A 23,367-nucleotide genomic window follows, 5' to 3' on the forward strand; every position below is an offset into this window, starting at 1 on the left:
ACTCCGGATGACCGACATCGTGCTCGGCCTCGGTGCCGCCGTGGTGAAGGCGGCGTGCAAGGTGTGGTTGAAGGACCACGCGTTCGCCGCCGACACGTCCGCCGCGGTGATCGACGTCATCAACGCGAGGGTGTCCGGCACGCGTGAGCGCAGGCGCGTCCAGCGGCTGTTCGAGGACCTCGAGGAGACGGTCGCCGACAAGCTTCAGTCGACACTGAAGCACGAGTTCGGCGGCCTGCCCGTCAACGAGCGGAACGCCGCCGTCCTCGCCGTCACCGACACGTTCGACGGCGCACGGCTGGTCGAGGACGACATCTTCGCCGCCGACCTGGACCCGCTCTTCCTGGAGCGGAACGTCCGCGCGGAGTGGCCCGACGCCGTACGCGACCTCGCCCCGCCCGCGGCGGCCCTGTACGACCGGGTGCTGGGCGAGTGCTGCGCGTACATCATCGAGGTGGCTCGCGACCTGCCGGCGTTCGACGCGGGCGCGTTCACCGAGATCCTCCGGCGCCAGTCGCAGATCCTCGGTGGCGTCAGGGAGCTCCTGGACCGCGTGCCCGGCCTCGGCGCGACGAGCCCGGACGAGGCCTTCACCGGCCGGTATCGCTATCAGGTCGCGAACATCCTCGACCGCCTGGAGTTGTTCGGGGTCACGGCCGCGGACTCCGTACGCCGTTATCCGCTGAGCCTCGCCTACATCCGCCTCAGAGTGTCGAGCCCGGTCCCCGACCGCATGACCGGCCCCGTCACGGTCGACGACGCCCTGGCCCGCGGCTCGCGGCTCTTCCTTCGCGGCGACGCGGGGTCCGGAAAGACCACACTGCTCCAGTGGCTCGCCGTACGCGCCGCGACGGGCGACCTGTCCGGGCCACTCACCTCGTGGAACGACTCGGTGCCGTTCCTCATCCCGCTCCGCCGCTACGTGGGCCGTGCCCTTCCGGCGCCGGAGGACTTCCTGAGCCAGGCCGGGCGCCACATCGCGGACGAGATGCCCGAAGGCTGGGTACGGCGACGGCTCGCCGGCGGCCGGGCGCTGGTCCTGGTCGACGGGATCGACGAACTCCCCGAGGCCGAACGCGCCCCGGCGCGGGCCTGGCTGGGCGAGCTGACGGCGGCCTACCCGGCCGCCCGTTACGTGGTGACGTCACGCCCCACCGCGGCCGGCGAGGACTGGCTCAGCGCCGAGGACTTCGACTCGGCCGAGCTGCGGCCGATGTCATGGCCGGACATCGAGGAGTTCGTCCGGCACTGGCATTCGGCGGTCGGCGGCTCGCGGGTGGACGAGGACGAGCTGACACGGTTGCGCTCCTACGAGGAGGCGCTGCTCGGCGCGCTCCGCTCCCGTCGTCACCTGCGGGCGCTCGCCGTCACTCCCCTGCTCTGCGCACTGCTGTGCGCGCTCCACCTCGACCGGCGGACCCAGCTGCCGCGCGACCGGATGGAGCTGTACGGCATCGCGCTGGAGATGCTGCTCGAACGCCGTGACGTCGAACGCCGCATTCGCGGCAACGGACCCGACCTGTCGTACACGGACAAGCTCCTCCTGCTGCAGGACCTCGCCTACTGGCTGATCCGCAACGGGATGAGCGACGCGCCCGTCGACCGGGCCGTCGAACGGATCGCCCATCGGCTCTCCTCGATGTACCGGCTGTCCGCCGACGCGTCGACCGTCTTCGGGCACCTGCTGGTCCGCAGCGGCCTGCTCCGCGAACCGGTCGCCGGCCGGGTGGACTTCGTACACCGGACCTTCCAGGAATACCTCGCCGCGCGTGCCGCGATCGAGGCCGACGACGTCGGCGCGCTGGTGAAGAACGCCCATCACGACCAGTGGCGGGAGGTCGTCGTGATGGCGGCCGGCCACGCACAGCCGCGCCAGCGCGAGGAGCTGCTGCGGATGCTCCTGGACCGCGGTGACAACGACGGCGACGGCTGGCAGGCCCTGCACGTCCTGGCGGTCGCCTGCCTGGAGACCTCACCCCAGCTCGCCCCGGACACGTACGCCCGGATCCAGCAGGTGGCCGGCGAGCTCCTGCCTCCGCGGAGCAGGAGCGACGCGGACGCCCTCGCCAGGGCGGGCGAGTTCGTGCTCGATCTCCTGGCCGAGCGCCCGGTCACGACCAACCAGCACGCGGCGCCGACGATCCGGCTGGCCGCCGCGATCGGTGGTGACACCGCTCTGGAGGTGATCGCCCGGTGTGCGCGTTTCGTCGAGCCGCTGGCGGAGCTCGAGCTGAACGCGGCCTGGGATCGGTTCGACGCCGACCGGTTCGCACAGAAGGTGCTGGCCCACTCTCCCCACGCCGCGGAGCTCACGATCGGCGGAAACAGGATGGATCAGATCCGTGCTCTCAGGCATGTGACCGTCCTGAGGGCCCTCAATCTGACCAGCGTGCCGGAGGAACTCGACCTGGACGAGAACCTCCCCCGCCATTCGCTGACGAAGCTGAAGATCATCAACTGCGACTGGCTGACGCGACTCCTGCCGGCGCTGGAGGCCGAACAGCTGCGCGACCTCGAGGTGCTGGAGATGATCGGGTGCGGGCCGCGATCCCTCCATGAACTGAGCCGCTGGGCCGGGACGCTCAGGGAGCTGGCCATCTGGCCCGCCGCCGTCTCCGATATCGGATCCCTTCCGCCGCTGCCGGAACTCCAGGACCTGTTCTGTATCGACGTGCGGGGATCCCTGGCTCCCCTGCGGGAGATGCCTGCGCTGCGGCGCCTCACCCTGGGCGCCGTCGAACCCATCGACCTCACGCCGCTTCAGGACCTGAAGCGGCTCGAACGACTCGAGCTTTACGGAAGCACCCTGTTCGATCACTCTCCGCTGATGGGCCGGGAAGGTCTGACGATCCATCTCAACGAGGACGGGCGGATTCGCGGGGCAACGGTCCCCCTGAGCTCCGCATGGCCACTGCGGCAGACTTGACCCGTGTCAGCCCCGCCGCTAATTCGCAAGGTCCGTTTCGACGTTCGCCCGTGGGGCGATGGACCGGACCCCGCCCGCGAGCTGGTGCCCTACATCGACAAGGTCAGCCTGGTGGACCTCGTCTCCGGCTTCGAGCACGCCGCCGGCCATGGCGTACCGGGCGCGTACGCCGGCATCGTGCTCGATCATTTCGCCTTCGGCGACCTGACCGCCTACCTCACCGGACGGCCGGACTCCACCCACTGGGCGAAGCGCGGCGTGATCGCCCTGCTCGGCTGCACCTGCGGCGAGGTCGGCTGCCGGTCGCTCGAAGCCCGCGTGCTCATCGATGACGACCTCGTGACGTGGCGGGGCTTCGCTCGGCCCGACCGCCCCGGCGACTACGGGAGCTTCGGTCCCTTCACGTTCCGGCGCGGCCAGTACGAACGTGCGGTCCGTGAGGTGGCCGCCGTCATCTCCGGTTCTTGATCGCCGCAAGAGGTGGCGGAGGCCCCTGCTTCTCGAGCCGGGACATCGGAAGGCCCCGTGCTCCAGGTGGAGCACGGGGCCTTCGGAGCCGTTCGTCTGTTACGGGTGGTTGACCGGCTCACTCGCGGCGGTCGCCGGAGTGGGGACGGCCTCGGGCTTCGGCTCGCCGACGAAGGTGAACTTCGCCGTCTCGCCCGTGCCCTCGACCCCGACCATGACGATCTCGCCGGCGTTGAGCTCGCCGTAGAGGATCTTCTCGGACAGGCTGTCCTCGATCTCGCGCTGGATGGTGCGGCGCAGCGGCCGCGCACCCAGCACCGGGTCGTACCCGCGCTCGGCCAGCAGGTCCTTCGCGTCCTGGCGCAGCTCGATGCCCATGTCGCGGTCCTTGAGGCGGTCGTCGACCTTGGCGATCATCAGGTCGACGATCGTGATGATCTCCGCCGGCGTGAGCTGGTGGAAGACCACGGTGTCGTCGACACGGTTGAGGAACTCCGGCCGGAAGTGCTGCTTGAGCTCCTCGTTGACCTTCGACTTCATCCGGTCGTACGAGCCCTGCAGGTCGTTCTCGCGTGCGAAGCCGACCGACAGGCCCTTGGAGATGTCGCGTGTGCCGAGGTTGGTCGTCATGATCACGACCGTGTTCTTGAAGTCGACCACGCGGCCCTGGGCGTCGGTGAGACGCCCGTCCTCGAGAATCTGCAGCAGCGAGTTGAAGATGTCCGGGTGGGCCTTTTCGATCTCGTCGAACAGGACCACGGAGAACGGCTTGCGGCGGACCTTCTCGGTCAGCTGGCCGCCCTCTTCGTAGCCGACGTAGCCGGGCGGGGACCCGAACAGCCGCGAGACCGTGTGCTTTTCCATGAACTCGGACATGTCGAGCTGGATCAGCGCGTCCTCGTCGCCGAACAGGAACTCGGCCAGCGTCTTGGACAGCTCGGTCTTACCGACACCGGACGGGCCGGCGAAGATGAACGAACCACCGGGACGCTTGGGGTCCTTCAGCCCGGCGCGCGTACGCCGGATCGACTGGGACAGCGCCTTGATGGCGTCTTCCTGGCCGATGACCCGCTTGTGGAGCTCGTCCTCCATGCGGAGCAGGCGGGCGCTCTCCTCCTCGGTGAGCTTGAAGACCGGAATGCCGGTCGCCGTCGCGAGAACCTCCGCGATCAGCTCCTCGGTGACCTCGGCGACGACGTCCATGTCGCCGGCCTTCCATTCCTTTTCCCGCTGTGCCTTGGCCTGAAGAAGCTGCTTTTCCCGGTCACGCAGCGCGGCGGCCTTCTCGAAGTCCTGTGCGTCTATCGCGGACTCCTTGTCCCGGCGCACATCGGCGATCTTCTCGTCGTACTCACGCAGGTCCGGCGGCGCGGTCATGCGGCGGATGCGCATGCGCGATCCGGCCTCGTCGATGAGGTCGATCGCCTTGTCCGGCAGGAACCGGTCGCTGATGTAGCGGTCGGCCAGCTGGGCCGCGGCCACGAGCGCGCCATCGGTGATCGACACCCGGTGGTGCGCCTCGTACCGGTCGCGCAGGCCCTTGAGGATCTCGATCGTGTGGCTGAGCGACGGCTCGGCGACCTGGATCGGCTGGAAGCGGCGCTCGAGGGCGGCGTCCTTCTCCAGGTACTTGCGGTATTCGTCCAGGGTGGTGGCACCGATCGTCTGCAGCTCGCCGCGGGCCAGCATCGGCTTGAGGATGCTGGCGGCGTCGATGGCACCCTCGGCGGCACCCGCGCCGACCAGGGTGTGCAGCTCGTCGATGAACAGGATGATGTCGCCGCGCGTGCGAATCTCCTTCAGCACCTTCTTCAGGCGCTCTTCGAAGTCACCGCGGTAACGGGATCCGGCCACCAGCGCGCCCAGGTCAAGGGTGTAGAGCTGCTTGTCCTTGAGCGTCTCGGGCACCTCGCCCTTGACGATCTTCTGGGACAGCCCCTCGACCACGGCCGTCTTACCGACGCCGGGCTCACCGATCAGGACCGGGTTGTTCTTGGTACGGCGGGACAGCACCTGCATGACCCGCTCGATCTCTTTCTCGCGCCCGATGACCGGGTCGAGCTTGCCTTCACGCGCGGCCTGCGTCAGGTTGCGGCCGAACTGGTCCAGCACAAGAGACGTCGACGGCGCGGCCTCCGACGGCCCGCCAGAGGACGCGGGCTCCTTGCCCTGGTACCCGTGCAGCAACTGGATCACCTGCTGACGCACGCGGTTCAAATCGGCACCCAACTTCACCAGAACCTGGGCCGCCACACCTTCACCCTCGCGGATGAGGCCGAGCAGAATGTGCTCGGTCCCGATGTAGTTGTGACCAAGCTGCAGCGCCTCGCGCAGCGAAAGCTCAAGGACCTTCTTCGCCCGCGGAGTGAACGGGATGTGTCCCGAAGGTGCCTGCTGCCCCTGGCCGATGATCTCCTCGACCTGCTGGCGTACGGCTTCGAGGCTGATGCCCAGGCTCTCCAGAGCCTTGGCGGCAACCCCCTCGCCCTCGTGGATGAGGCCCAAGAGGATGTGCTCGGTGCCGATGTAGTTGTGGTTGAGCATCCTGGCCTCTTCCTGAGCCAGGACAACAACCCGCCGCGCGCGGTCCGTAAACCTCTCGAACATCTCGTCGCTCCTCACAGAGCGGTAGGGCAGAGGTCGGCATGTCCGACCCTGTCCTTCCGCATGCTAGCCCGCCCGGCGTCCGCCGCCACTCGGTAGTCCCATCGGAAGACGTTCCCCGGGCCAAGGCCGTTCATCCTCATCCAACTACCGCGCGGGGCCGCGATGTTCCCCCTACGCCGCAAGCGAACGGCCCGGCGCCCCCTAAGGCCGGGCGACGGGCCGTTCACCGGAGCTGTATTCGATCAGTGTGCGCGCTCGTACTCCTCGACGACAGTCGCCGGGATGCGCCCGCGCTCGTTGACCTTGATCCCACGCGCCTTCGCCCACGCACGGATATCCGCGCTGCGCTCGCGACTCGACGCTGCACGACTGCGACGCCGGCGGCCGCCTGCGGCCCCCCCGCCGGCCTTCCGCGCGTGCTCCACGAACGGCGCCAGAGAATCCCGCACCTTCTTAGCGTTGGTGCTGCTCAGATCGATCTCATAGGGGACGCCGTCGAGAGAGAACTGAACCGTCTCCTCTGCCTCCCCCCCATCGATGTCGTCGATGAGGCGCTTAATGATCTGCTCTGCCATGGAGACTGACCTTTCACCGGAGCAAACTGCATTCGGTTGCCAAAGATATACCTCCATGGCTCCCGATGACAATTCAAACACTGGAAGTTTAGCACGTGCGTTACGGTGCGTAATCACCGGCAATCGATCGGGCGGTGCAGAGCTTACTGACCTGCCCTGTGCTTCTCCTGAGCGTCTTGACGCCGACGCTTACCGCCCATCTCTCTCCGCACCACCCAGAACACGCCCGCGAAGAACACGGCCGCCACCGTGAGAGGGGGGACGAGCGCCGCAAGGTCGTTCCACATCGGCTCATGCCTTCCGTTCTCGCGTTATCGGACCTCGTCACCCAAGTCGGCTGGGCGGTCACGGCCCCCTGCACTTGAATTGTCTCGCATGGGCTCACGGCGTTCGCGTCGGCCCGGCTTTCCGGGCCGGTCGCCTCCCGACATCCGGTCCATACGGCCGTTGCGGCCCCCATCCGGCGGGCGCCGGCGACGGCATCGATACGCTGCGGCGAGTTCGCACGACGATCTCTATGACGGACCCGGACGTGACGGTCCGACGGCCGCGAGGCTGTCCGAAAAGTCGGGGTGGGTCACCTCACCACCAACACCCACGTATCGCTCGAATAACCCTCACGTACCGCCACTTAACAGTCAGCGACGACGACGGAATGCGCGACCGGGCGGGGGCTTCGAGGATGCCCGGGATCATGAGCAGCGAACATGCACCATGGATTCCATCGTTCGTCGCGATCCGGCGATCTTAAGACTCCGAGCATGACAGGATCCAATGCGGCAGGCTGGGTGATCCGAGAGACGACGGGCGACGACGTGACGTTCTACGCGGACCTTCATATCCATTCGAAGTACTCCCGCGCCTGCAGCAAGGACTGTGACCTAGAACACCTGGCGTGGTGGGCAGGGCGCAAAGGCGTCTCAGTCGTGGGCACCGGTGATTTCACACACCCCGCTTGGATGGACGAGCTACGCGAGAACCTCGTGCCCGCAGAACCCGGGCTGTTCCGCCTGCGCCCCGAGCTCGAACGCCGCGTGAGCCGAACACTACCGCCCGCCTGCCGTCAACCGGTTCGTTTTCTCCTCTCCGTAGAGATCTCGACCATCTACAAAAAGGGTGAACGCACGCGGAAGGTGCACCACCTCCTTTATGCGCCGTCGTTCGAGGCCGCGGAACGCATCACGGCGGCCCTTGCGAAGATCGGCAATCTGGCTTCCGACGGACGGCCGATACTCGGTCTCGACTCGCGCCATCTGCTCGAGATCACCTTGCAGAGCGACCCGGGTTCGTACCTGATTCCCGCACACGTGTGGACGCCATGGTTCTCGGTTCTCGGTTCGAAGTCGGGTTTCGACGCCGTCGCCGACTGCTACGACGATCTGGCCGGCCACATTTTCGCGGTCGAGACCGGTCTGTCCTCGGACCCCCTGATGAACTGGCGGGTCCCCTCCCTGGACGGCTACCGGCTCGTCAGCAACTCCGACGCACACTCACCACCCGCACTTGCACGTGAAGCGTCCATGTTCTCGACGGAGATGGACTACTACGCGCTGCGCGCCGCTCTGGAAACCGGACAGGGGTACGGCGGCAGCGTCGAGTTCTTTCCCGAGGAAGGGAAATACCATCTCGACGGACATCGCAAATGCGGCGTACGTCTCGATCCTGCGGAGACAAAAGCGCATGGCGGGCGTTGTCCGTCCTGCGGACGCCCGCTGACGGTCGGTGTGCTCAGCCGGGTGGACGAACTCGCCGCGCATCCCGAGGGGCGGCGGCCGGAGGGGGCGGCGAACTTTCGCAACCTGATCCCGCTGCCGGAGATCGTCAGCGAGATCCGCGGGGTCGGGCCCCGGTCCAAGTCGGTGCTCGGTCATATCGCCGAACTCGTCTCCTCGCTGGGGCCGGAGCTGTCGATCCTCGACGACGTACCGCTGGACGACGTACGCGACGCGGGCGGCGAACTCTTGGCGGAGGCCCTGGGCCGCCTGCGGCGCGGCACGGTGATCCGGGACGCGGGATACGACGGGGAGTACGGAGAGATCCGGCTGTTCGAGCCCGGTGAGCTACGGCGGGAGGGCAAACGCGCCGTCGGCCTGACGGGCGCGCCGGACGACGCCGGTCTGTTCGATCTGCCCGGAGCCACCACTCGTACGGGGGCGAGGGCTGCCGGGGCCTCAGAGGGCGCCTACGGGGCCGTAGAGGGGCACGCGGCGGTGACGGCGCCTGTAACCGAGCGCGATTCGGGCGGATCCGAGGCGGCGGGATATGCCGAACCGCCGATCGAGGGGCAGCAGGACATTCTCGAGGCGGCGGAGGCGGTGGAGGCCTTGGCCGCCGCCGGGGCGGACGTGGCCGGAAATGTCGGCGGCACGCCTGGGACCGGAGCGAATGGCGCCGGGGCGGAAGCCTCTGGAACTGCAAGTGCCGGGACGGAAAGTGCCGGAACACGGGGCTCTCGCCGCGGAAATGCCGGAAATGGAAGCCACAGCGCCGGAAGCGACCACGCTGGAACGGGAAGTGCCCAGGACGGGCGGTCGGCGGGCGACGGTGTCGTCTCCGTGCCTGGAAATGCCGGGCCGGATGGTGTCCGCTCCGCGGACGCCGGAGCCGGGGGCCTCGAAACCGGGGACCTCGGAACCGAGAATCGCGGAACCGAGAATCGCGGAACCGGGGGCCCGGGCGGGGCGGGGGCGGGTTCCGTGCTCGGCGGCCTGGACCCGGACCAGCGGGCCGCGGCCGCGCATCCGGGCGGTCCGCTACTGATCATCGCCGGTCCGGGTACCGGGAAGACCCGCACTCTGACCCATCGGATCGCCCACCTCGTCGCCGAGCGTGACGTCGAGCCCGAACACTGCCTGGCGATCACCTTCACCCGGCGCGCGGCCGAGGAGATGCGCGAGCGTCTGCAGGCGCTGCTGCCCGGGAAGGCGGACCGGCTCACCGTCGCGACGTTCCACAGCCTCGGCGCGCTGATCCTGCGCGAACAGTACGAGCTCGCCGGGCTCCCCGCCGACTTCCGCATCGCGGATGAGACGGAACGCCTGGAGATCGCGCGGGAGATGACCGGCTCCGACAAGGAGGCAAAGAAACTCCTCGCCGACTTCGACCGCCCGAACAGACCCCGGCGAGGCCCCGGCCTCCCATCGACCACACCCAAGGCAGGGGAAAACGGCGGGGCCTACCCCGCTGGCCGTTCCGGCGAAAACGACAGCGATGGCTCGAACGGCCCGGCGGGCTCGCACGGGTCGGCAGGCCCAGCAGGGTTCTCCGACCCGTCCGAGCTGAGCGACCCCACAGGGTCGACCGTCTCGGCGACGCCGGCCGGCTCGGCGAATGCCGGTGACGCGGCGGTCGGTCAGTACGACCTCGAGGCGCGGGGCTCATTCGAGAAGCGGCTGCGGGAACGCGGGCTGGCCGACTTCACCGACCTGCTGCGGCTGCCGGTCCAGTTGCTCGCCCAGGACGCCGCCCTGACCGCCCACTACCGCGAGCGCTGGCCGTGGATCAGCGTCGACGAGTACCAGGACGTCGACGAGACCCAGTACGCGCTCCTGAGGCTGCTGGCCGACACCGACGGCAACCTCACCGCGATCGGCGACCCCGACCAGGCGATCTACGCGTTCCGTGGCGCCGACGTCGGGTTCTTCCTGCGTTTCGAGGACGACTTCAGCGCGGCGACGACCGTGCTCCTCACCCGCAACTACCGGTCGGCGCCGGCGATCGTGCGTGGAGCCGCCGGGGCGATCAAGGCGACCAGTCTCGTGCCGGACCGTGTCCTCGACCCGCAGCGGTCCGGCGAACGGCTCATCCGCGTGCACGAGAGTGTCGACGCGCAGGCCGAGGCGGAGTTCGTCACCTCGACCATCGACCGGCTCCTGGGCGGTTCGTCGTTCCATTCGCTGGACTCCGGGCGGGCCGACGGTCACCACGACGAGCATCTCGACTTCTCCGACATCGCCGTGCTCTACCGCTCCTCCGCCCAGGCCGAGCCCGTCATGGACGCCCTGACCCGCGCCGGCATGCCGTACCAGAAGCGCTCTCACGACCGGCTCATGAAACGTCCCGGCGTCCGTGAGGTCGCGGCCGAGCTCCGGCACCACGGCGGGCCCCTCACCGTACGGCTCAAGGCAGCCGTCGGCTCGCTCACCGAGATCCACGACGAGACCGTTCTCCGTACGGCGGCCGAGCTCCTGACCCCGCTGGCCGTCCAGTGCGATGAGGACCTGGAAGCCTTCCTCGGCGAACTCGCGCTGGGCGCGGAGGTCGATGCCTTCGACCCACGGGCCGACCGCATCGCCCTGCTGACGATGCATGCCTCGAAGGGCCTGGAGTTCCCCGTGGTGTTCATCGTCGGCTGCGAGGACGGCCTCCTGCCGCTGCGTCTCCCGGACACCGACGAGGCCGAGGAACGTCGCCTCTTCTTCGTCGGCATGACACGGGCCCAGTCGTCGCTCTACCTATCCGGGTCGAAGCGCCGCGAGCCGTCACCGTTCCTGCGCACCATTCCCGGCAAGTACGTCACCCGCTCCGAACCCACCACCCGCCGCCGTCCCCGCGACCACCAGCTCCGCCTCCTCTGACCCGGCCGATGTGGCTCCGGCCCACCGGATCGTTCCGCATGAACTCCGGGGTCGTGATCGTCACGTGCGGGGAGGCCGGTGACCCGGAACGGTAAGGGCATGGCCTTCGGCCCGCATGACCAGATCGGATGAGCCGTGGCCGCCCTATGAACAGGCCCTATACGTCGGACAGCGGGATGTCCTCCGGCTCGGCGACCGGCTCCGGGCGGGAGCGTACGTCGATCACCAGGGTCCCCGCGGCGCGGTCGTGCAGGGCCTGGTGGAGGTCTCCCTCGAAGATCAGGCCGATCTCGGCGAGCCAGAAGATGCCGGCCAGCACGTTCAGTACGGGTATCGGCCGTGCGGCCGGCGGCACGGCGTAGATCGCCGAGCGTACGAGTGCCTGTGGGACACGCAGCGGTCCGCCGTCCGCGGAGACCACGCGGAGACCGGTCAGGCGCTTGCCGACCGTACGCCCCCAGATCGCCAGCTGCACCGCTTCGTACACCAGGTACACCGCGGCGAAGGCGACGGGCGCGACCACGGTCTGGGCGGTCTCACGGGAGAAGATCGCGGTGGCGGCCGTCGCCAGTGGGACCCCGACGATGAGCGTGTCCACCAGGCGGGCCACGAGACGCTGCGATGGCTCCGCGAGTGCGGTCACGGCCTCGTCCGTCATTGGTCCTCATACTCCCGGTCGTCGACCACGACCGTACTCGCCAGCCGGTCGTGGAGGGCCTGGTGCAGCGGTTCGTCCCAGATCGCCCACAGATAGGCCATGACCGTGCCGACACCGCAACCGAAAAGGTAGAGCACGTTGTTCACGGCCGCACGCCCGACGGCCTGAACGGGGGTCATCGGTGCGCCGCTCTCGGAGAGGACCCGCAGGCCCACGATGCGCTTGCCCAGCGTCTGCCCCCACGTCGCGAGCTGCACCGCCTCGTACGCGAACGGCAGGATCGCCACCACCAGGATCCAGCCGAACACCGCCGGGCCCGACCAGACCGAGGTGTCCTTGCCGTGGCTGCCCGGCTCGGGGAGACCGACCGCGGCGATCATGAAGGGCAGGATGAGGGCGAAGCCCACGATGCCGAGCAGGCCGGCGTCGATGACGCGGGCGCCGGCCCGGCGGGAGATCGAGGCGAGGGGCAGCTCCGCGACCGGCTCGTCGTAGTGGCTCATCGTCCGCCTCCCGCGCGCAGTGACGCCCGGCCCGGGTCGGGTGACTCCACACCACCACCGCGAAGGACGGGGACCGCCGCCCGCATTCCGGACAGGGCGGGGACGCGAAAGGCGACCGGCTCGTCGTCGTGACTCATCGGTCACCTTCCAGATGGAGCAGCATCCGGGTGTTCCCCAGGGTGTTCGGCTTCACCCGGTCCAGGTCCAGGAACTCCGCCACACCGTCGTCATAGGAGCGCAGCAGCTCCTCGTACACCTCGGGGGCCACCGGGCTGCCCTGCAGACGACGGAAGCCGTGCCGGGAGAAGAAGGTCACCTCGAAGGTGAGGCAGAAGACGCGTCGTACGCCGAGCTCGCGCGCCGTGTCCAGGAGACGCGTGACGATGTGGTGCCCGACGCCGTGGCCACGGCACTCGGTGTCGACGGCGACCGTACGGACCTCGGCCAGGTCCTCCCACATCACGTGCAGCGCGCCACACCCCACCACGACACCGGTCTCGCGATCCTCCGCGACCCAGAACTCCTGGACGTCCTCGAACAGGGTCACGGTCGGCTTCGCCAGCAGCCGGCCCGGGCCGGCGTACAGGTCGACCAACCGGCGGATCGCTCTGACGTCCGTTGCGCGGGCGCGCCGGATCTCTGTCTCCACAAACAGGTGACCCTAGCCGCCGCCCGCTTGGTAGGGGGTCGCGGGCGGCCGTGGTCCCGCGTCGTCAGATCAACTGGCGTCGTGCCGCCCACACGACGGCCTCGATGGGGGTGTTCACGTTGAGTCGGTCACATATCGATCGCAGTCGCCTCCGTAGCGTCCGCGCGCTGAGTTCGAGTTTCCGCGCTGCCACATCTGCGGTGACACCGGTGGCGATCTGCGCGAGCAACCGGAGTTCGTCCTCGCTCAGTCGCGGATCGTCGGTGCCACGGCGTGTCAGTGTGGCCTGTTCCACTCCGTCCTCCCTCGTCCCTGGTGATGACTACGGGGATGCGGCGGGGAGCCGCATGGGCACGGGTAGGCCTTGCGCGCTTGACCGGAGGTGGCCGCCTGTGCTGATTCGGCTGCGCGGCGCGGGAACTCCAGTAACGATTCGTACGTTGAGGATGCGAGGAGGGACGTCACCCCGAGTGCGCGAGGAAACGTCCCGGTTCTACGACCGGGGCCGGAATCAGCGAACTCGGGAGGGGTCATCGGTGCGCCTCACGCCCCCATCCCTTCGAATAACGATCCCGGCAGAGATCGTGAATCGTTTCAAGCTACGCTTCGATCCGGAACGCTAGGCGGCCGGATCCGGACCGTCAAGCGTTCAAATGTTACGACGAGTAGCCGCGTCAGAACTCGCCGCTACATAACACATCGGAAACAGTTCTTCGCCGCCATTAACCTGCGAAAACCGCGTCACCGGAGAGGGAGACAGCGTGCCGCCCATCAGCATCCGCGATGTGGCGAACCGTGCAGGTGTCTCCGTTGGGACAGTTTCGAATGTCCTAAACCGGCCAAACCTGGTGGCCGAAGCTACCCGTGAGCGCGTACGCGCGGTCATCGGCGAGCTAGGTTTCGTGCGCAACGAGAGCGCCCGGCAGCTCCGTCAGGGCCGCAGCCGCACGCTCGGAGTCGTCCTCGAGAACCTCGCCAACCCGTACTTCACCGACCTCGCCCGCGGTGCCGAGGCGGCGATGAACACCGATGGGTTCGACGCGCTGTGGTGCACCAGCGACGGCTCGGCGGCCAAAGAACGCCGTTGCCTCGATTTTCTGGAGGAACAACGCGTCACCGGCGTGGTCATCACGCCGGTCGACCTCAATTCCGAACGTATCGCGGAAATGCAGGATCGCGGCCTGTCCGTGGTGGTGCTCGACCGGCGCGAATACGCCGGGGCCTGCTCCACCCGTGTGGACCACGTCACCGGTGGTGAGATCGCACTCCAGCATCTCCTCGACCGGCACCACCCCCGGATCGCGATCGTCACCGGACCGCTGCTGCAAGAACCCATCAAGGACCGCTACACGGGTGCCATGGCCGCCGGACGCCGTGCGGGACTGTCCGAGCAGGAGATGCCGACGCTCATCCGCTCCGACTCGACGCCCACCGAGGGCAAGGAGGCGGCGCGGCGGCTGCTCGAGCTCGACCCGCTGCCGACGGGCGTCTTCTGCACCAACGACCTGCTCGCCATCGGCCTGGTCAACGAGCTGTTGCGGGCCGGCGTCAAGGTGCCCGGCGAGATCCGCGTGGTCGGCTACGACGACATCGAGCTCGCCGGCACGTCGGTGGTGCCCCTCACGACCGTGCGTCAGCCGCGGCACGAGCTCGGCTGGACCGCCGCCGAGCTGGCGGTCGCCGAGGCCGGTGCGGGCGCCCAGCACGAGCATCGACGGCTCGTCCTCACCCCGTCCCTGGTCGTCCGCGAGTCGGCCTGAACAACTCGAATCGCGTCGCGTACCCCCCTGCCAGGAGGTACCGGCGACGAGGACTCAGTTGACCCGGTGCGGGCGGGTGGCGAAGGTGTGACGGAGCCGATGGGGGGCGGACATGGCTGAGGGGCGGCCCGATGGGCCGCCCCTCGTTGAAAAACGATCAGGCGTCGACGGACTCGACCACGGCGGCCTCGGGGTGGCCGATGGCCAGGCCGCTCTCGGGGTCGAAGAAGTGCAGACGGCTGGTGTCGACGGCGAGCTCCAGTGCCTGGCCCGGCCGTACGCCCGAACGCGCGTTGACGCGGGCGGTCCACAGGGCCTTGTTGTCGGCCAGCGGGATCGCGGCGTCGTCCTCGTCCGCGTCCTGGGCGAGGTCGGCGGTGTCCTTGTGCTCCACCGGCGGCGCGTCGATCGCGAAGATGACGTTGATCTCGCTGCCGAGCTGCTCGGTGACATCGGCGTTGACCGAGATGACCGGCCAGTCCTTGCCGCCGTGGCCGGCGTCCTCGAAGTCGGAGGGGCGGACGCCGAGGATGACCGGGCGGCCGACGTAGTCGTCCAGGCCGGGCTTGTTCTGGAACACCTCGGCGGGCACCGTCAGGTCATAGCCCGCGAACGTCACACGCGTCGCGGCACCGTCGCGTACGAGCTCGGCGTTGACGAAGTTCATCGCGGGCGAACCGATGAAGCCGGCGACGAAGAGGTTCACCGGGTTGTCGAACAGGTTCGTCGGGGTGTCGACCTGCTGCAGGATGCCTTCGCGGAGCACGCAGACGCGGTCGCCGAGGGTCATGGCCTCGACCTGGTCGTGCGTGACGTAGACGGTCGTGACGCCGAGGCGCTCGTGCAGCTGGTTGAGCGAGGCGCGCATGGAGACGCGGAGCTTGGCGTCCAGGTTCGACAGCGGCTCGTCCATCAGGAACGCCTGCGGCTCGCGGACGATCGCGCGGCCCATCGCGACACGCTGCCGCTGGCCACCGGAGAGGGCGGCGGGCTTGCGCTTGAGGTACTGCTCCAGGCCCAGCATCTTGGCGGCGTCGCCGACGCGCTTCTTGATCTCGGCCTTGGAGGTGCCGCGGAGCTGGAGGCCGAAGGCGAGGTTCTGCTCGACCGTCATGTGCGGGTAGAGCGCGTAGTTCTGGAAGACCATCGCGATGTCGCGGTCCTTCGGCGCGAGGTCGTTGACGACCCGGTCGCCGATGGAGATCTCTCCGCCGGTGATGTCCTCAAGGCCCGCGATCATGCGCAGGGCGGTGGACTTTCCGCAGCCGGACGGGCCGACCAGCACCATGAACTCCCCGTCCGCGATCTCCAGACTCAGGTTGTTCACCGCCTTGACGTCGTTCCCGTACGCCTTGTCGACCTGATCAAGAAAGATCTGGGCCATGGGGGTTCCTCCGATGGGTGTTGCCACAAAGTGTCCACAACCATAGCCACTGTTCGCATATCTGAACAGATCTGAATCGGACTAGGCTGTGGTCCGGCTCCGGCATGGTCGCCGGATCTCCTGTGGGCAACGGCGATGAGCCGATGCTTGAGAAGGGCTGGGATGGATCCATCCGACACGACCGGGCCGGGCGTGAAGTCCGCGATGCGCACCGTCGCGCTGCTCGATTTCTTCGCCCGCCAAGGCGGCATGTACAGCCTCACGGCGATCCAGCAGGAGCTGGGCTACCCCAAGAGCAGTTTGTACGCCCTGCTGCGCACGCTCGTGCAGCTCGGCTGGGTGGAGACCGACCCGACCGGCACTCTTTACCGCATCGGGATGCGGGCTCTGCTCGTCGGCGCCTCCTACATCGACGGCGACCCGGTCGTCGGCATGGCCCACGAGACGCTCGAATGGCTCGCCGAGGCCACCGGCGAGACCGTGCACTTCGGCCGGCTCGACGACTTCGACGTGGTCGACCTGTCCTCCCGGCCGTCACGGCACGATCTGCGGCCGGTCGTACGCGTCGGGCGCCGGATGCCCGTGTACAGCACCGCCCTGGGCAAGGCGCTCCTGGCCGACCGTAGTGACCCGGTGCTGCCCGCCGAGCTCGAGCGGCAGACCGAGCACACCATCACCGACCACGCCTCGCTCGCCGAGGAGCTGCGCGGTGTGCGCGAACGCGGCTACGCCGTCGACCGTGAGGAGAACAGTTCCGGCATCTGCTGCTTCGGCGTGGTGTTGCGGTTGCAGCGCCCGGCTCGCGACGCTCTCAGCGTGTCGATCCCGGTCACGCGGCTGACCGGATCCTCCGAGCGGGAAATCCCGGCGCTGCTGATGCGGGCACGCGAGCGGATCGAGTACTCCGCACACCATTTGCTGCATTGATGCGGGTATGACGGGTCTATGGCTGATTCGCAGGTGGACGTACGCGGCATTCTCGGCTTCGACCCTTTCGCCCCGGAGTTCCATACCGACCCTTACGCCCACTACCGCGAGCTGCGGTCCGGCGGCCCGTTGCAACGTACGCCGGCCGGCCTCTGGCTCTCGCCGTCCTTCGAGATGTGCGCGCGGATCCTGCGCGACCCGAGGTTCGGCCACGGCGACAGCACGCTGGGCGAGGACGCGGGGCCACGCAGGCTCCCCCGCCGCGTACGGTCCTTCCTCGTCCTCGACCCGCCCGAGCACACACGGCTGCGCCGGCTGGTCAGCCGCGCCTTCACCGCACGCCTGATCGAACGCCTGCGCCCCCGCGTGGCGGCCATCGTGGACGAACTCCTCGGGCAGACGCACGGCGAGGTCGACCTGATCTCCTCGCTGGCCCATCCGCTGCCCGTCATCGTCATCAGCGAGCTGCTCGGGGTGCCCCCGGAGGACGAGGAGCGCTTCAAGGGGTGGTCCGAGGCGCTCGCCCGCGGCCTCGACCCGGACTTCCTGGTCCCGGCCGAGGAGCTCGCTCGGCGCGACCGTGCGCGGGAGGAGTTCGGCGCCTACTTCCGTGAGCTGGCCGACCGGCGCCGCTCGTCACCGGGCGACGACCTGCTCAGCGGGCTGGTCGCCATCGACGAACTCTCCGAGGGCGACCTGATCGCCACCTGCATCCTGCTGCTCGTCGCCGGCCACGAGACGACCGTCAACCTGATCGCGAACGGCACCCTCGCGCTGCTGCGGTCCCCGGACCAGCTCGCGTGGTTCCGCGGCAACCTCGACTCGGCGACCGCCGCCGTGGAGGAGCTCCTGCGGTACGACCCGCCGGTCCAGCTCAGCGCTCGCGTCGCGCTGGAGGACGCCGAGCTCGCCGGGCAGTCGATCCGTAAGGGCGAAGGAGTGATGTTGCTGCTCGGCGCGGCGAACCGGGACCCCGACGTCTTCACCGACCCCGAGCGCCTCGACCTGACCCGCTGGGTGACCGAGGCGCCCCGGCATCTGGCGTTCGGCCAAGGCATTCACTTCTGCCTTGGCGCGCCGCTCGCCCGCATCGAGGGCCAGGTCGCGCTCAGCGCACTCGTGCGACGCGGGATCTCCCCGGCACCCGGAGAACTCCGGTACAAGGACAACCTGATCCTCCGGGGCCTGGCGGAGCTGCCCGTACGCCTGGCGTGAGCGTTCGAGCGGCCGATCCGAGGCAGCCGGCCGGGCCGGTGAGCTACTGACCGATTCGGCCGTCGATTCGTTCGCGTAGGAGGTCGGCGTGGCCGTTGTGGCGGGCGTACTCCTCGATCATGTGCACCAGCAGCTCGCGGAGTGAGACCTCCGCCTCGTCCTGGTGGTTACCGGTGATGTCGAGGTCGAGGGCCTCGGCCGCGAACCGATCCGCGAACGCGCACTCGGCCCGCCACGTCTCCCACGCCTCCGCGACGGCCTTCGGGTCGGGCACGGCGCCGTCGAAGTCGCCGTCGGGTGCGGACTCGGAACGGTAGAGGCTCGGCACGTCCTGCCCGGCCATGGTCCGTCGGAACCAGTCGCGCTCCACCTCGGCCATGTGGCGTACCAGCCCCAGCAGCGACATCGTCGAGGGTTCCACGGACCGCCGGGCCATCGCCTCGGCGTCGAGACCGGAGCACTTCAGCTCCAGCGTGAGCCGCTGGCAGCGGAGGAACTCCGCGAGCGTGGCCCGCTCGTCTCCGAGCGACGGCCCGCCCTCGCGGGGGTCGTCCTCGTAGCCCAGGAACATGTCCGCTCGTCTGCCCGCACCGCTCATGCCAGAATCATGGCCCGCGCCACGCAGAACCTCCACGGATTTACCGGCGCCCAGGCGGTCTGGGGAAGACCTGGCAGGGACCCTCCCCAGACCGTGGTCCGCTATTTGGCGGGGATGTGGATGAGGCAGGTGGGCGGGGTCCTGGAACCCAGGTAGACGGTGAGGTAGTCGCCCTTCGTGCTGTTGACGATGACGGTCCTGCCGTGCTCCTTGATCACGTGGGTGGTCGTGGGGAAGAAGATGGTCTGGGATACGACCTTGAGAGAGCTACGCACGAACGTGTGCACGAAATTGCCGTGACCGTCGGTAGTGGCGGTTTCCATCATGAGGGTGCTCGCCTTCGCCTTGCAGCGGGGCAGGGTCCGGGTCACGTGTGCGTTGACGCCCAGCCGGGTCAGATCCTTCTTGAGCTGTGCGTCGTCGACTCTGGCGCCTCCGGCTCGATGGATGGTGACCCTGATTTTGTCGCCCCACTGGACGTCGAGTGTGTAGGCCGCGTTGACGATTCGTGAAGGGGGCGTCGCTCGGCCGGATGACGCCACGGGCGGCGCTGCCGGGGATCCGTTCGACGTCCCGGATACGACGACGGCCACGGTGGCGGCCAGCGCGAGCGGGGCGGCCAGTCCGATGGCGACGCGCTTGCGGGTGAGGAGCGGGGAGCGGTCCTGCAGATGGCTCATCAGGTCGTCCTTCATTAGCAGTTGCCGGTCGGCGGGAAGGTCTGGATACGCCGGTGCCGGCAGCAGCCCGGCAAGCTCCGCGCGGTCTGACTCATGCGAAGGGATGGCGTTCACCTTTTCTTCTCCTCGATCGACCGGGCCGCGAATCCGCGGTTACCGGGTACCTGTCCGCTGCCCGATTCGTGTTGCCGTTCGTCTTCGGTGAGCTTCCGCAGCCGGCCGCGGGCCCGTGACAGCCGCGCCCGTACCGTCCCGGGCCGCACGCCCAGCGCCTCCGCCACCGCCGCATGGGAGAGCCCCTCCCACACGTACAGGACGAACACCTCGCGTTCGGCCGGGCTGAGCCGCAACAGCGCGGCTCGAGTGGTGGACAGCCGCTCGGTATCGACGATCCGGGCCAGAAGCTCGTCGGCGAAGTCCGGCACGGACTCCGTACGCGGCAAGCGCGTCAGCGCGTCCCGGTGCCGACGGGCCTTCCGCCGCCTGTTGCGTAACACGTTCGTGGCGATGCCCAGCAGCCACGGCTGGAGGCTTTCACCCTCGGGATGGACTTTCTTCCGTAGGCGCCACGCCTCCAAAAAGGTCAGCGACACCACGTCCTCGGCTTCGGACCAGTCTCCGGTCAATCGAACGGCATACCGATAGACGACCTTGGAGTACTCAACGAAGATCTGCTCGAAGGCAGCCCGATCCCCGGCCCGCACTCTCGCACGCAATGATTGCTCCACGTGCGTACCTGTCCGTTCGCGCATACCTGTTGCGTGACACGCGTCACACGATGCCCGCTTCTCGGCGGCACAGCCGGCGGGGTTGAAAATGCGGTGACCGTCCCGACAAGGTGGGCTTATGCCGATCACGACCATTCCGGACCTCGTCGACTCACTACTGTCCGGGCCTCACCCGTTGCCGATCGTCTCCGCCGGCGATCCCGTCTTGCGGCGTCCCGCCGAGCCCTACGACGGGCAGTTGAGCGAAGACCAGCTGAAAGCCCTGATCGAGGCGATGAAGGAGACCATGCACGCGGCGCCCGGCGTGGGCCTGGCCGGCCCGCAGGTCGGCGTCCCGCTGCGCATCGCCGTGATCGAGGACCCCGCCACGGGCTCGGAAGAGGCACGCGAGGCCATGGGCCGGGTCCCGCAGCCGTTCCGGGTGCTGCTCAACCCTCGCTACGAGCCCGTCGACGGCACCCGCGTCGGCTTCTACGAGGGATGCCTGAGCGTCCCCGGCTGGCATGCCGTGGTCGCCCGGCCCGAGCGCGTACGGCTGTGGGGACAGGACGAGACCGGCCGGGAGCTCAGCGAGGAGTTCGCCGGTTGGCCGGCCAGGATCGTCCAGCACGAGACCGACCACCTCAACGGAACCATCTACCTCGACCGCGCCGAGCTGCGCTCCCTGTCCACCAGCGAGCACGTGATCGAGCGGTGGAACCAGCCGAGGCCCTCCGCCGCCGCGAGGGCCCTCGGCTTCTCCCTCCCCCCGGAGGAACCCGCTCGATGACCGCTTACTCAGGCTTGACCAGCGGGAACAGGATCGTCTCGCGGATGTTCTTGCCGGTGAAAGCCATGATCATACGGTCGATGCCGATGCCGACGCCGCCCGTCGGGGGCATGGCGTACTCCAGCGCCCGCAGGAAGTCCTCGTCCAGCTGCATCGCCTCGGGGTCGCCGCCTGCCGCCAGCAGGGACTGCTCGGTCAGGCGCCGGCGCTGCTCGATCGGGTCGATCAGCTCGGAGTAGCCGGTGCCGAGCTCGGTGCCGAAGCCGATGAGGTCCCACTTTTCGGTCAACAGCGGGTTGTCGCGATGCGTACGGGCGAGTGGTGAGGTCTCCAGCGGATAGTCGCGCACGAACGTCGGCTGGACCAGGGTGTGTTCGACCAGCTCCTCGAACAGTTCCTGCACGAGGCGGCCCTGCCCCCATGCCGGGTTGTGCTCCAGGCCGCGCAGGTCGAACAGCTTGCGGACCTGCTCGATCGGCGTCTCGGTGGTCAGCTCCTCGCCGACCGCGGCGGACACCGCGTCGTACAGCGTGACCTTCGGCCAGTCCGAGCCGCCCAGGTCGATCTCCTGGCCGTCGTGCACGACGACCGTCGAGCCGAGGGCCGCGGTGACCGCGGCCTGGTAGATCTCCCGGGTCAGCGTGGCGATCGTGTCGTAGTCGCCGTACGCCTCGTACGCCTCGAGCATGGTGAACTCGGGGTTGTGGGAGGAGTCGGCGCCCTCGTTGCGGAAGTTGCGGTTGATCTCGTAGACCTTCTCGATGCCGCCGACGACGAGCCGCTTGAGGTACAGCTCGATCGCGATCCGCAGATACATGTCCATGTCGTACGCGTTGATGTGCGTCACGAACGGACGTGCCGCGGCCCCACCGTGGATGGGCTGCAGCATCGGGGTCTCGACCTCGAGGTAGTGCCGGGCGTTCATGTACTCCCGGATCGCCCGGATGGTGTCGCTGCGCAGGTGGGCCATGCGCCGGGCCTCGTCGTTGACGATCAGGTCGACGTACCGCAGGCGTACGCGCTGCTCGGGGTCGGTCAGCCCGGCGTGCTTCTCCGGGAGGGGACGGAGGCACTTCGAGGTGAGCGCGAACCGGTCCGCCATGACCGACAGCTCGCCGCGCTTGGAGGTGATGACCTCACCCTCGACGCCGACCTGGTCGCCCAGGTCGATGTCGCGCTTCCACGACTCCAGCGCTTCCTCACCGACGTTGGCGAGGGACAGCATGATCTGGATGTCGCCGCTGCCGTCACGGATCGTCGCGAAGCAGAGCTTGCCGGTGTTGCGAGCCAGCATGACGCGGCCGGTGACGCCGACCTTCGTGCCGGTCGAGGTGCCCGGCTCCAGGTCGGGGTGGTCCGCGCGGACCTGCGCGATCGTGGTCGTACGCGGGAATCCCAGCGGGTACGGATCCACTCCGCTCTCACGCAGGCGGTCGACCTTTTCCCGGCGGATCCGCAGCTGCTCCGGAAGATCTTCATGCGACTCGTTCACGATCCGAAGGCTACCGACCACCCCACGCACCGTGCGAACCGATTCGCCTGGTTAGGGACCCGAGACGCCGACGTTGCGTTCGTAGACCAGCCGCAGGCCGATGAGCGTGAGCCACGGCTCGTACGCGTCGATGGTGCGGGCCTCGTCCAGGACCAGCGGCGCGAGGCCCCCGGTGGCCACGACGGTGACCTCTTCGGGGTTGTCGGCCAGCTCCTCCGACATCCGCTCGACGACGCCGTCCACCTGGCCGGCGAAGCCGAAGATGATGCCCGACTGCAGGGCCTCGACCGTGCTCTTGCCGATGACGTTGCGGGGGCGCACGAGCTCCACCTTGTGCAGCTGCGCGCCGCGCTTGGACAGCGCGTCGACGGCGATCTCGATGCCGGGAGCGATCGCGCCACCGACGTACTCACCCTTCGCGGAGATCGCGTCGAACGTCGTGGCGGTGCCGAAGTCGACCACGACCGCCGGGCCGCCGTAGATGTGCGTGGTGGCCAGCGTGTTGATGATGCGGTCGGAGCCGACCTCTTTGGGGTTGTCCATCCGCACCGGCACGCCGGTCTTGACGCCGGGTTCGACGATCACCGCGGAGACGTCGCCGTAGTAGCGGCGGCACATCTCTCGCATCTCGTGCAGCACCGAGGGCACGGTCGAGCAGAGCGCGATACCGCTGATGTCGGTCTCGGCGAGGAGCGGGCTCTGCTGCACGAGCCCCTGGAGCACCACGGCGATCTCGTCCGCGGTACGCCGGGCGTCGGTGTTGATCCGCCAGTGCTCGATGACCTCTTCGCCTTCGAACAGGCCGAGCACGGTGTGGGTATTACCGACGTCGATCGTGAGCAGCATCCGGT

20 protein-coding genes are annotated in these 23,367 nt (G+C 68.5%); 7 read left to right on the forward strand and 13 right to left on the reverse strand.

What is annotated here, in order from left to right:
* Positions 1-7 precede the first annotated feature (7 nt).
* The gene (locus FB559_RS11920) at positions 8-2,926 is read left to right on the forward strand and encodes an NACHT domain-containing protein (RefSeq protein WP_141955675.1); all 2,919 of its coding nucleotides are present in this window, start codon (positions 8-10) and stop codon (positions 2,924-2,926) included.
* Between the two features lie 3 nt (positions 2,927-2,929).
* Positions 2,930-3,394 carry a hypothetical protein gene (locus tag FB559_RS11925; RefSeq protein WP_221639983.1) on the forward strand — a complete coding sequence of 155 codons (465 nt, stop codon included), beginning with the start codon at positions 2,930-2,932 and terminating at the stop codon, positions 3,392-3,394.
* A gap of 99 nt (positions 3,395-3,493) precedes the next feature.
* Here the strand turns inward: FB559_RS11925 and FB559_RS11930 are convergent, their stop codons facing one another.
* Complete coding sequence (locus tag FB559_RS11930; protein ID WP_141955676.1) at positions 3,494-6,001, reverse strand: ATP-dependent Clp protease ATP-binding subunit; 2,508 nt, start codon at positions 5,999-6,001, stop codon at positions 3,494-3,496.
* A 242-nt stretch (positions 6,002-6,243) separates the two neighbouring features.
* Complete coding sequence (locus FB559_RS11935; protein ID WP_141955677.1) at positions 6,244-6,576, reverse strand: histone-like nucleoid-structuring protein Lsr2; 333 nt, start codon at positions 6,574-6,576, stop codon at positions 6,244-6,246.
* Positions 6,577-7,391: 815 nt separating this feature from the next.
* On the opposite strand from FB559_RS11935, the gene FB559_RS11940 reads away from it, so the two are divergent.
* Entirely contained in the window at positions 7,392-11,153 is a 3,762-nt protein-coding gene (locus tag FB559_RS11940) for a UvrD-helicase domain-containing protein (protein ID WP_246122436.1), read from the forward strand.
* A 157-nt stretch (positions 11,154-11,310) separates the two neighbouring features.
* Here FB559_RS11940 and FB559_RS11945 read toward each other — a convergent pair whose 3' ends face one another.
* From FB559_RS11945 to FB559_RS11960, 5 genes are all read right to left on the reverse strand, one after another.
* Positions 11,311-11,811 carry an RDD family protein gene (locus tag FB559_RS11945; RefSeq protein WP_141955679.1) on the reverse strand — a complete coding sequence of 167 codons (501 nt, stop codon included), beginning with the start codon at positions 11,809-11,811 and terminating at the stop codon, positions 11,311-11,313.
* Positions 11,808-12,314, reverse strand: coding sequence for an RDD family protein (locus FB559_RS11950; protein ID WP_141955680.1), 507 nt, complete (start codon positions 12,312-12,314; stop codon positions 11,808-11,810). The genes FB559_RS11945 and FB559_RS11950 overlap by 4 nt, the downstream gene beginning before the upstream one ends.
* Positions 12,311-12,451: a hypothetical protein gene (locus FB559_RS43795; RefSeq protein ID WP_185792158.1), complete on the reverse strand. Its 141-nt coding sequence runs from the start codon at positions 12,449-12,451 to the stop codon at positions 12,311-12,313. The genes FB559_RS11950 and FB559_RS43795 overlap by 4 nt, the downstream gene beginning before the upstream one ends.
* Positions 12,448-12,963, reverse strand: coding sequence for an amino-acid N-acetyltransferase (locus FB559_RS11955; protein WP_141955681.1), 516 nt, complete (start codon positions 12,961-12,963; stop codon positions 12,448-12,450). Before FB559_RS11955 ends, FB559_RS43795 begins: the two co-directional genes overlap by 4 nt.
* A 64-nt stretch (positions 12,964-13,027) precedes the next feature.
* Complete coding sequence (locus FB559_RS11960) at positions 13,028-13,258, reverse strand: LuxR C-terminal-related transcriptional regulator (RefSeq protein ID WP_141955682.1); 231 nt, start codon at positions 13,256-13,258, stop codon at positions 13,028-13,030.
* A gap of 490 nt (positions 13,259-13,748) precedes the next feature.
* Between FB559_RS11960 and FB559_RS11965 the strand changes: the two genes are divergently transcribed.
* Positions 13,749-14,723, forward strand: coding sequence for a LacI family DNA-binding transcriptional regulator (locus FB559_RS11965; RefSeq protein ID WP_221639985.1), 975 nt, complete (start codon positions 13,749-13,751; stop codon positions 14,721-14,723).
* A 157-nt stretch (positions 14,724-14,880) separates the two neighbouring features.
* Here FB559_RS11965 and FB559_RS11970 read toward each other — a convergent pair whose 3' ends face one another.
* Positions 14,881-16,107 (reverse strand): ABC transporter ATP-binding protein, encoded by a 1,227-nt coding sequence (locus FB559_RS11970; RefSeq protein WP_141955683.1) that lies wholly within the window; start codon positions 16,105-16,107, stop codon positions 14,881-14,883.
* A gap of 162 nt (positions 16,108-16,269) precedes the next feature.
* Between FB559_RS11970 and FB559_RS11975 the strand changes: the two genes are divergently transcribed.
* Both FB559_RS11975 and FB559_RS11980 read left to right on the forward strand, forming a co-directional pair.
* Entirely contained in the window at positions 16,270-17,034 is a 765-nt protein-coding gene (locus FB559_RS11975; protein ID WP_141955684.1) for an IclR family transcriptional regulator, read from the forward strand.
* An 18-nt stretch (positions 17,035-17,052) separates the two neighbouring features.
* On the forward strand, positions 17,053-18,249 hold the full coding sequence (locus FB559_RS11980; RefSeq protein WP_141955685.1) for a cytochrome P450: 1,197 nt from the start codon (positions 17,053-17,055) through the stop codon (positions 18,247-18,249).
* Positions 18,250-18,292: 43 nt separating this feature from the next.
* Here FB559_RS11980 and FB559_RS11985 read toward each other — a convergent pair whose 3' ends face one another.
* The 3 genes from FB559_RS11985 to FB559_RS11995 form a co-directional block, all read right to left on the reverse strand.
* The gene (locus FB559_RS11985) at positions 18,293-18,847 is read right to left on the reverse strand and encodes a DinB family protein (RefSeq protein WP_141955686.1); all 555 of its coding nucleotides are present in this window, start codon (positions 18,845-18,847) and stop codon (positions 18,293-18,295) included.
* A gap of 101 nt (positions 18,848-18,948) precedes the next feature.
* Positions 18,949-19,527, reverse strand: a complete 579-nt coding sequence (locus tag FB559_RS11990) for a hypothetical protein (RefSeq protein WP_141955687.1) — start codon at positions 19,525-19,527, stop codon at positions 18,949-18,951.
* 110 nt (positions 19,528-19,637) lie between these two features.
* Positions 19,638-20,390, reverse strand: a complete 753-nt coding sequence (locus FB559_RS11995) for an RNA polymerase sigma factor (RefSeq protein ID WP_246121534.1) — start codon at positions 20,388-20,390, stop codon at positions 19,638-19,640.
* On the opposite strand from FB559_RS11995, the gene FB559_RS12000 reads away from it, so the two are divergent.
* Positions 20,374-21,024 carry a peptide deformylase gene (locus tag FB559_RS12000; RefSeq protein WP_141955688.1) on the forward strand — a complete coding sequence of 217 codons (651 nt, stop codon included), beginning with the start codon at positions 20,374-20,376 and terminating at the stop codon, positions 21,022-21,024. The two genes, FB559_RS11995 and FB559_RS12000, sit on opposite strands and share 17 nt — an antisense overlap.
* Before the next feature lie 4 nt (positions 21,025-21,028).
* Here the strand turns inward: FB559_RS12000 and lysX are convergent, their stop codons facing one another.
* Positions 21,029-22,516, reverse strand: a complete 1,488-nt coding sequence (gene lysX, locus FB559_RS12005; RefSeq protein ID WP_141955689.1) for a bifunctional lysylphosphatidylglycerol synthetase/lysine--tRNA ligase LysX — start codon at positions 22,514-22,516, stop codon at positions 21,029-21,031.
* Positions 22,517-22,567: 51 nt separating this feature from the next.
* A complete protein-coding gene (locus tag FB559_RS12010; RefSeq protein WP_141955690.1) occupies positions 22,568-23,362 on the reverse strand; it encodes a type III pantothenate kinase in 795 nt (264 codons plus the stop codon).
* Positions 23,363-23,367: the final 5 nt, after the last annotated feature.

It is taken from the genome of Actinoallomurus bryophytorum (assembly GCF_006716425.1).
GTDB lineage: Bacteria > Actinomycetota > Actinomycetes > Streptosporangiales > Streptosporangiaceae > Actinoallomurus > Actinoallomurus bryophytorum.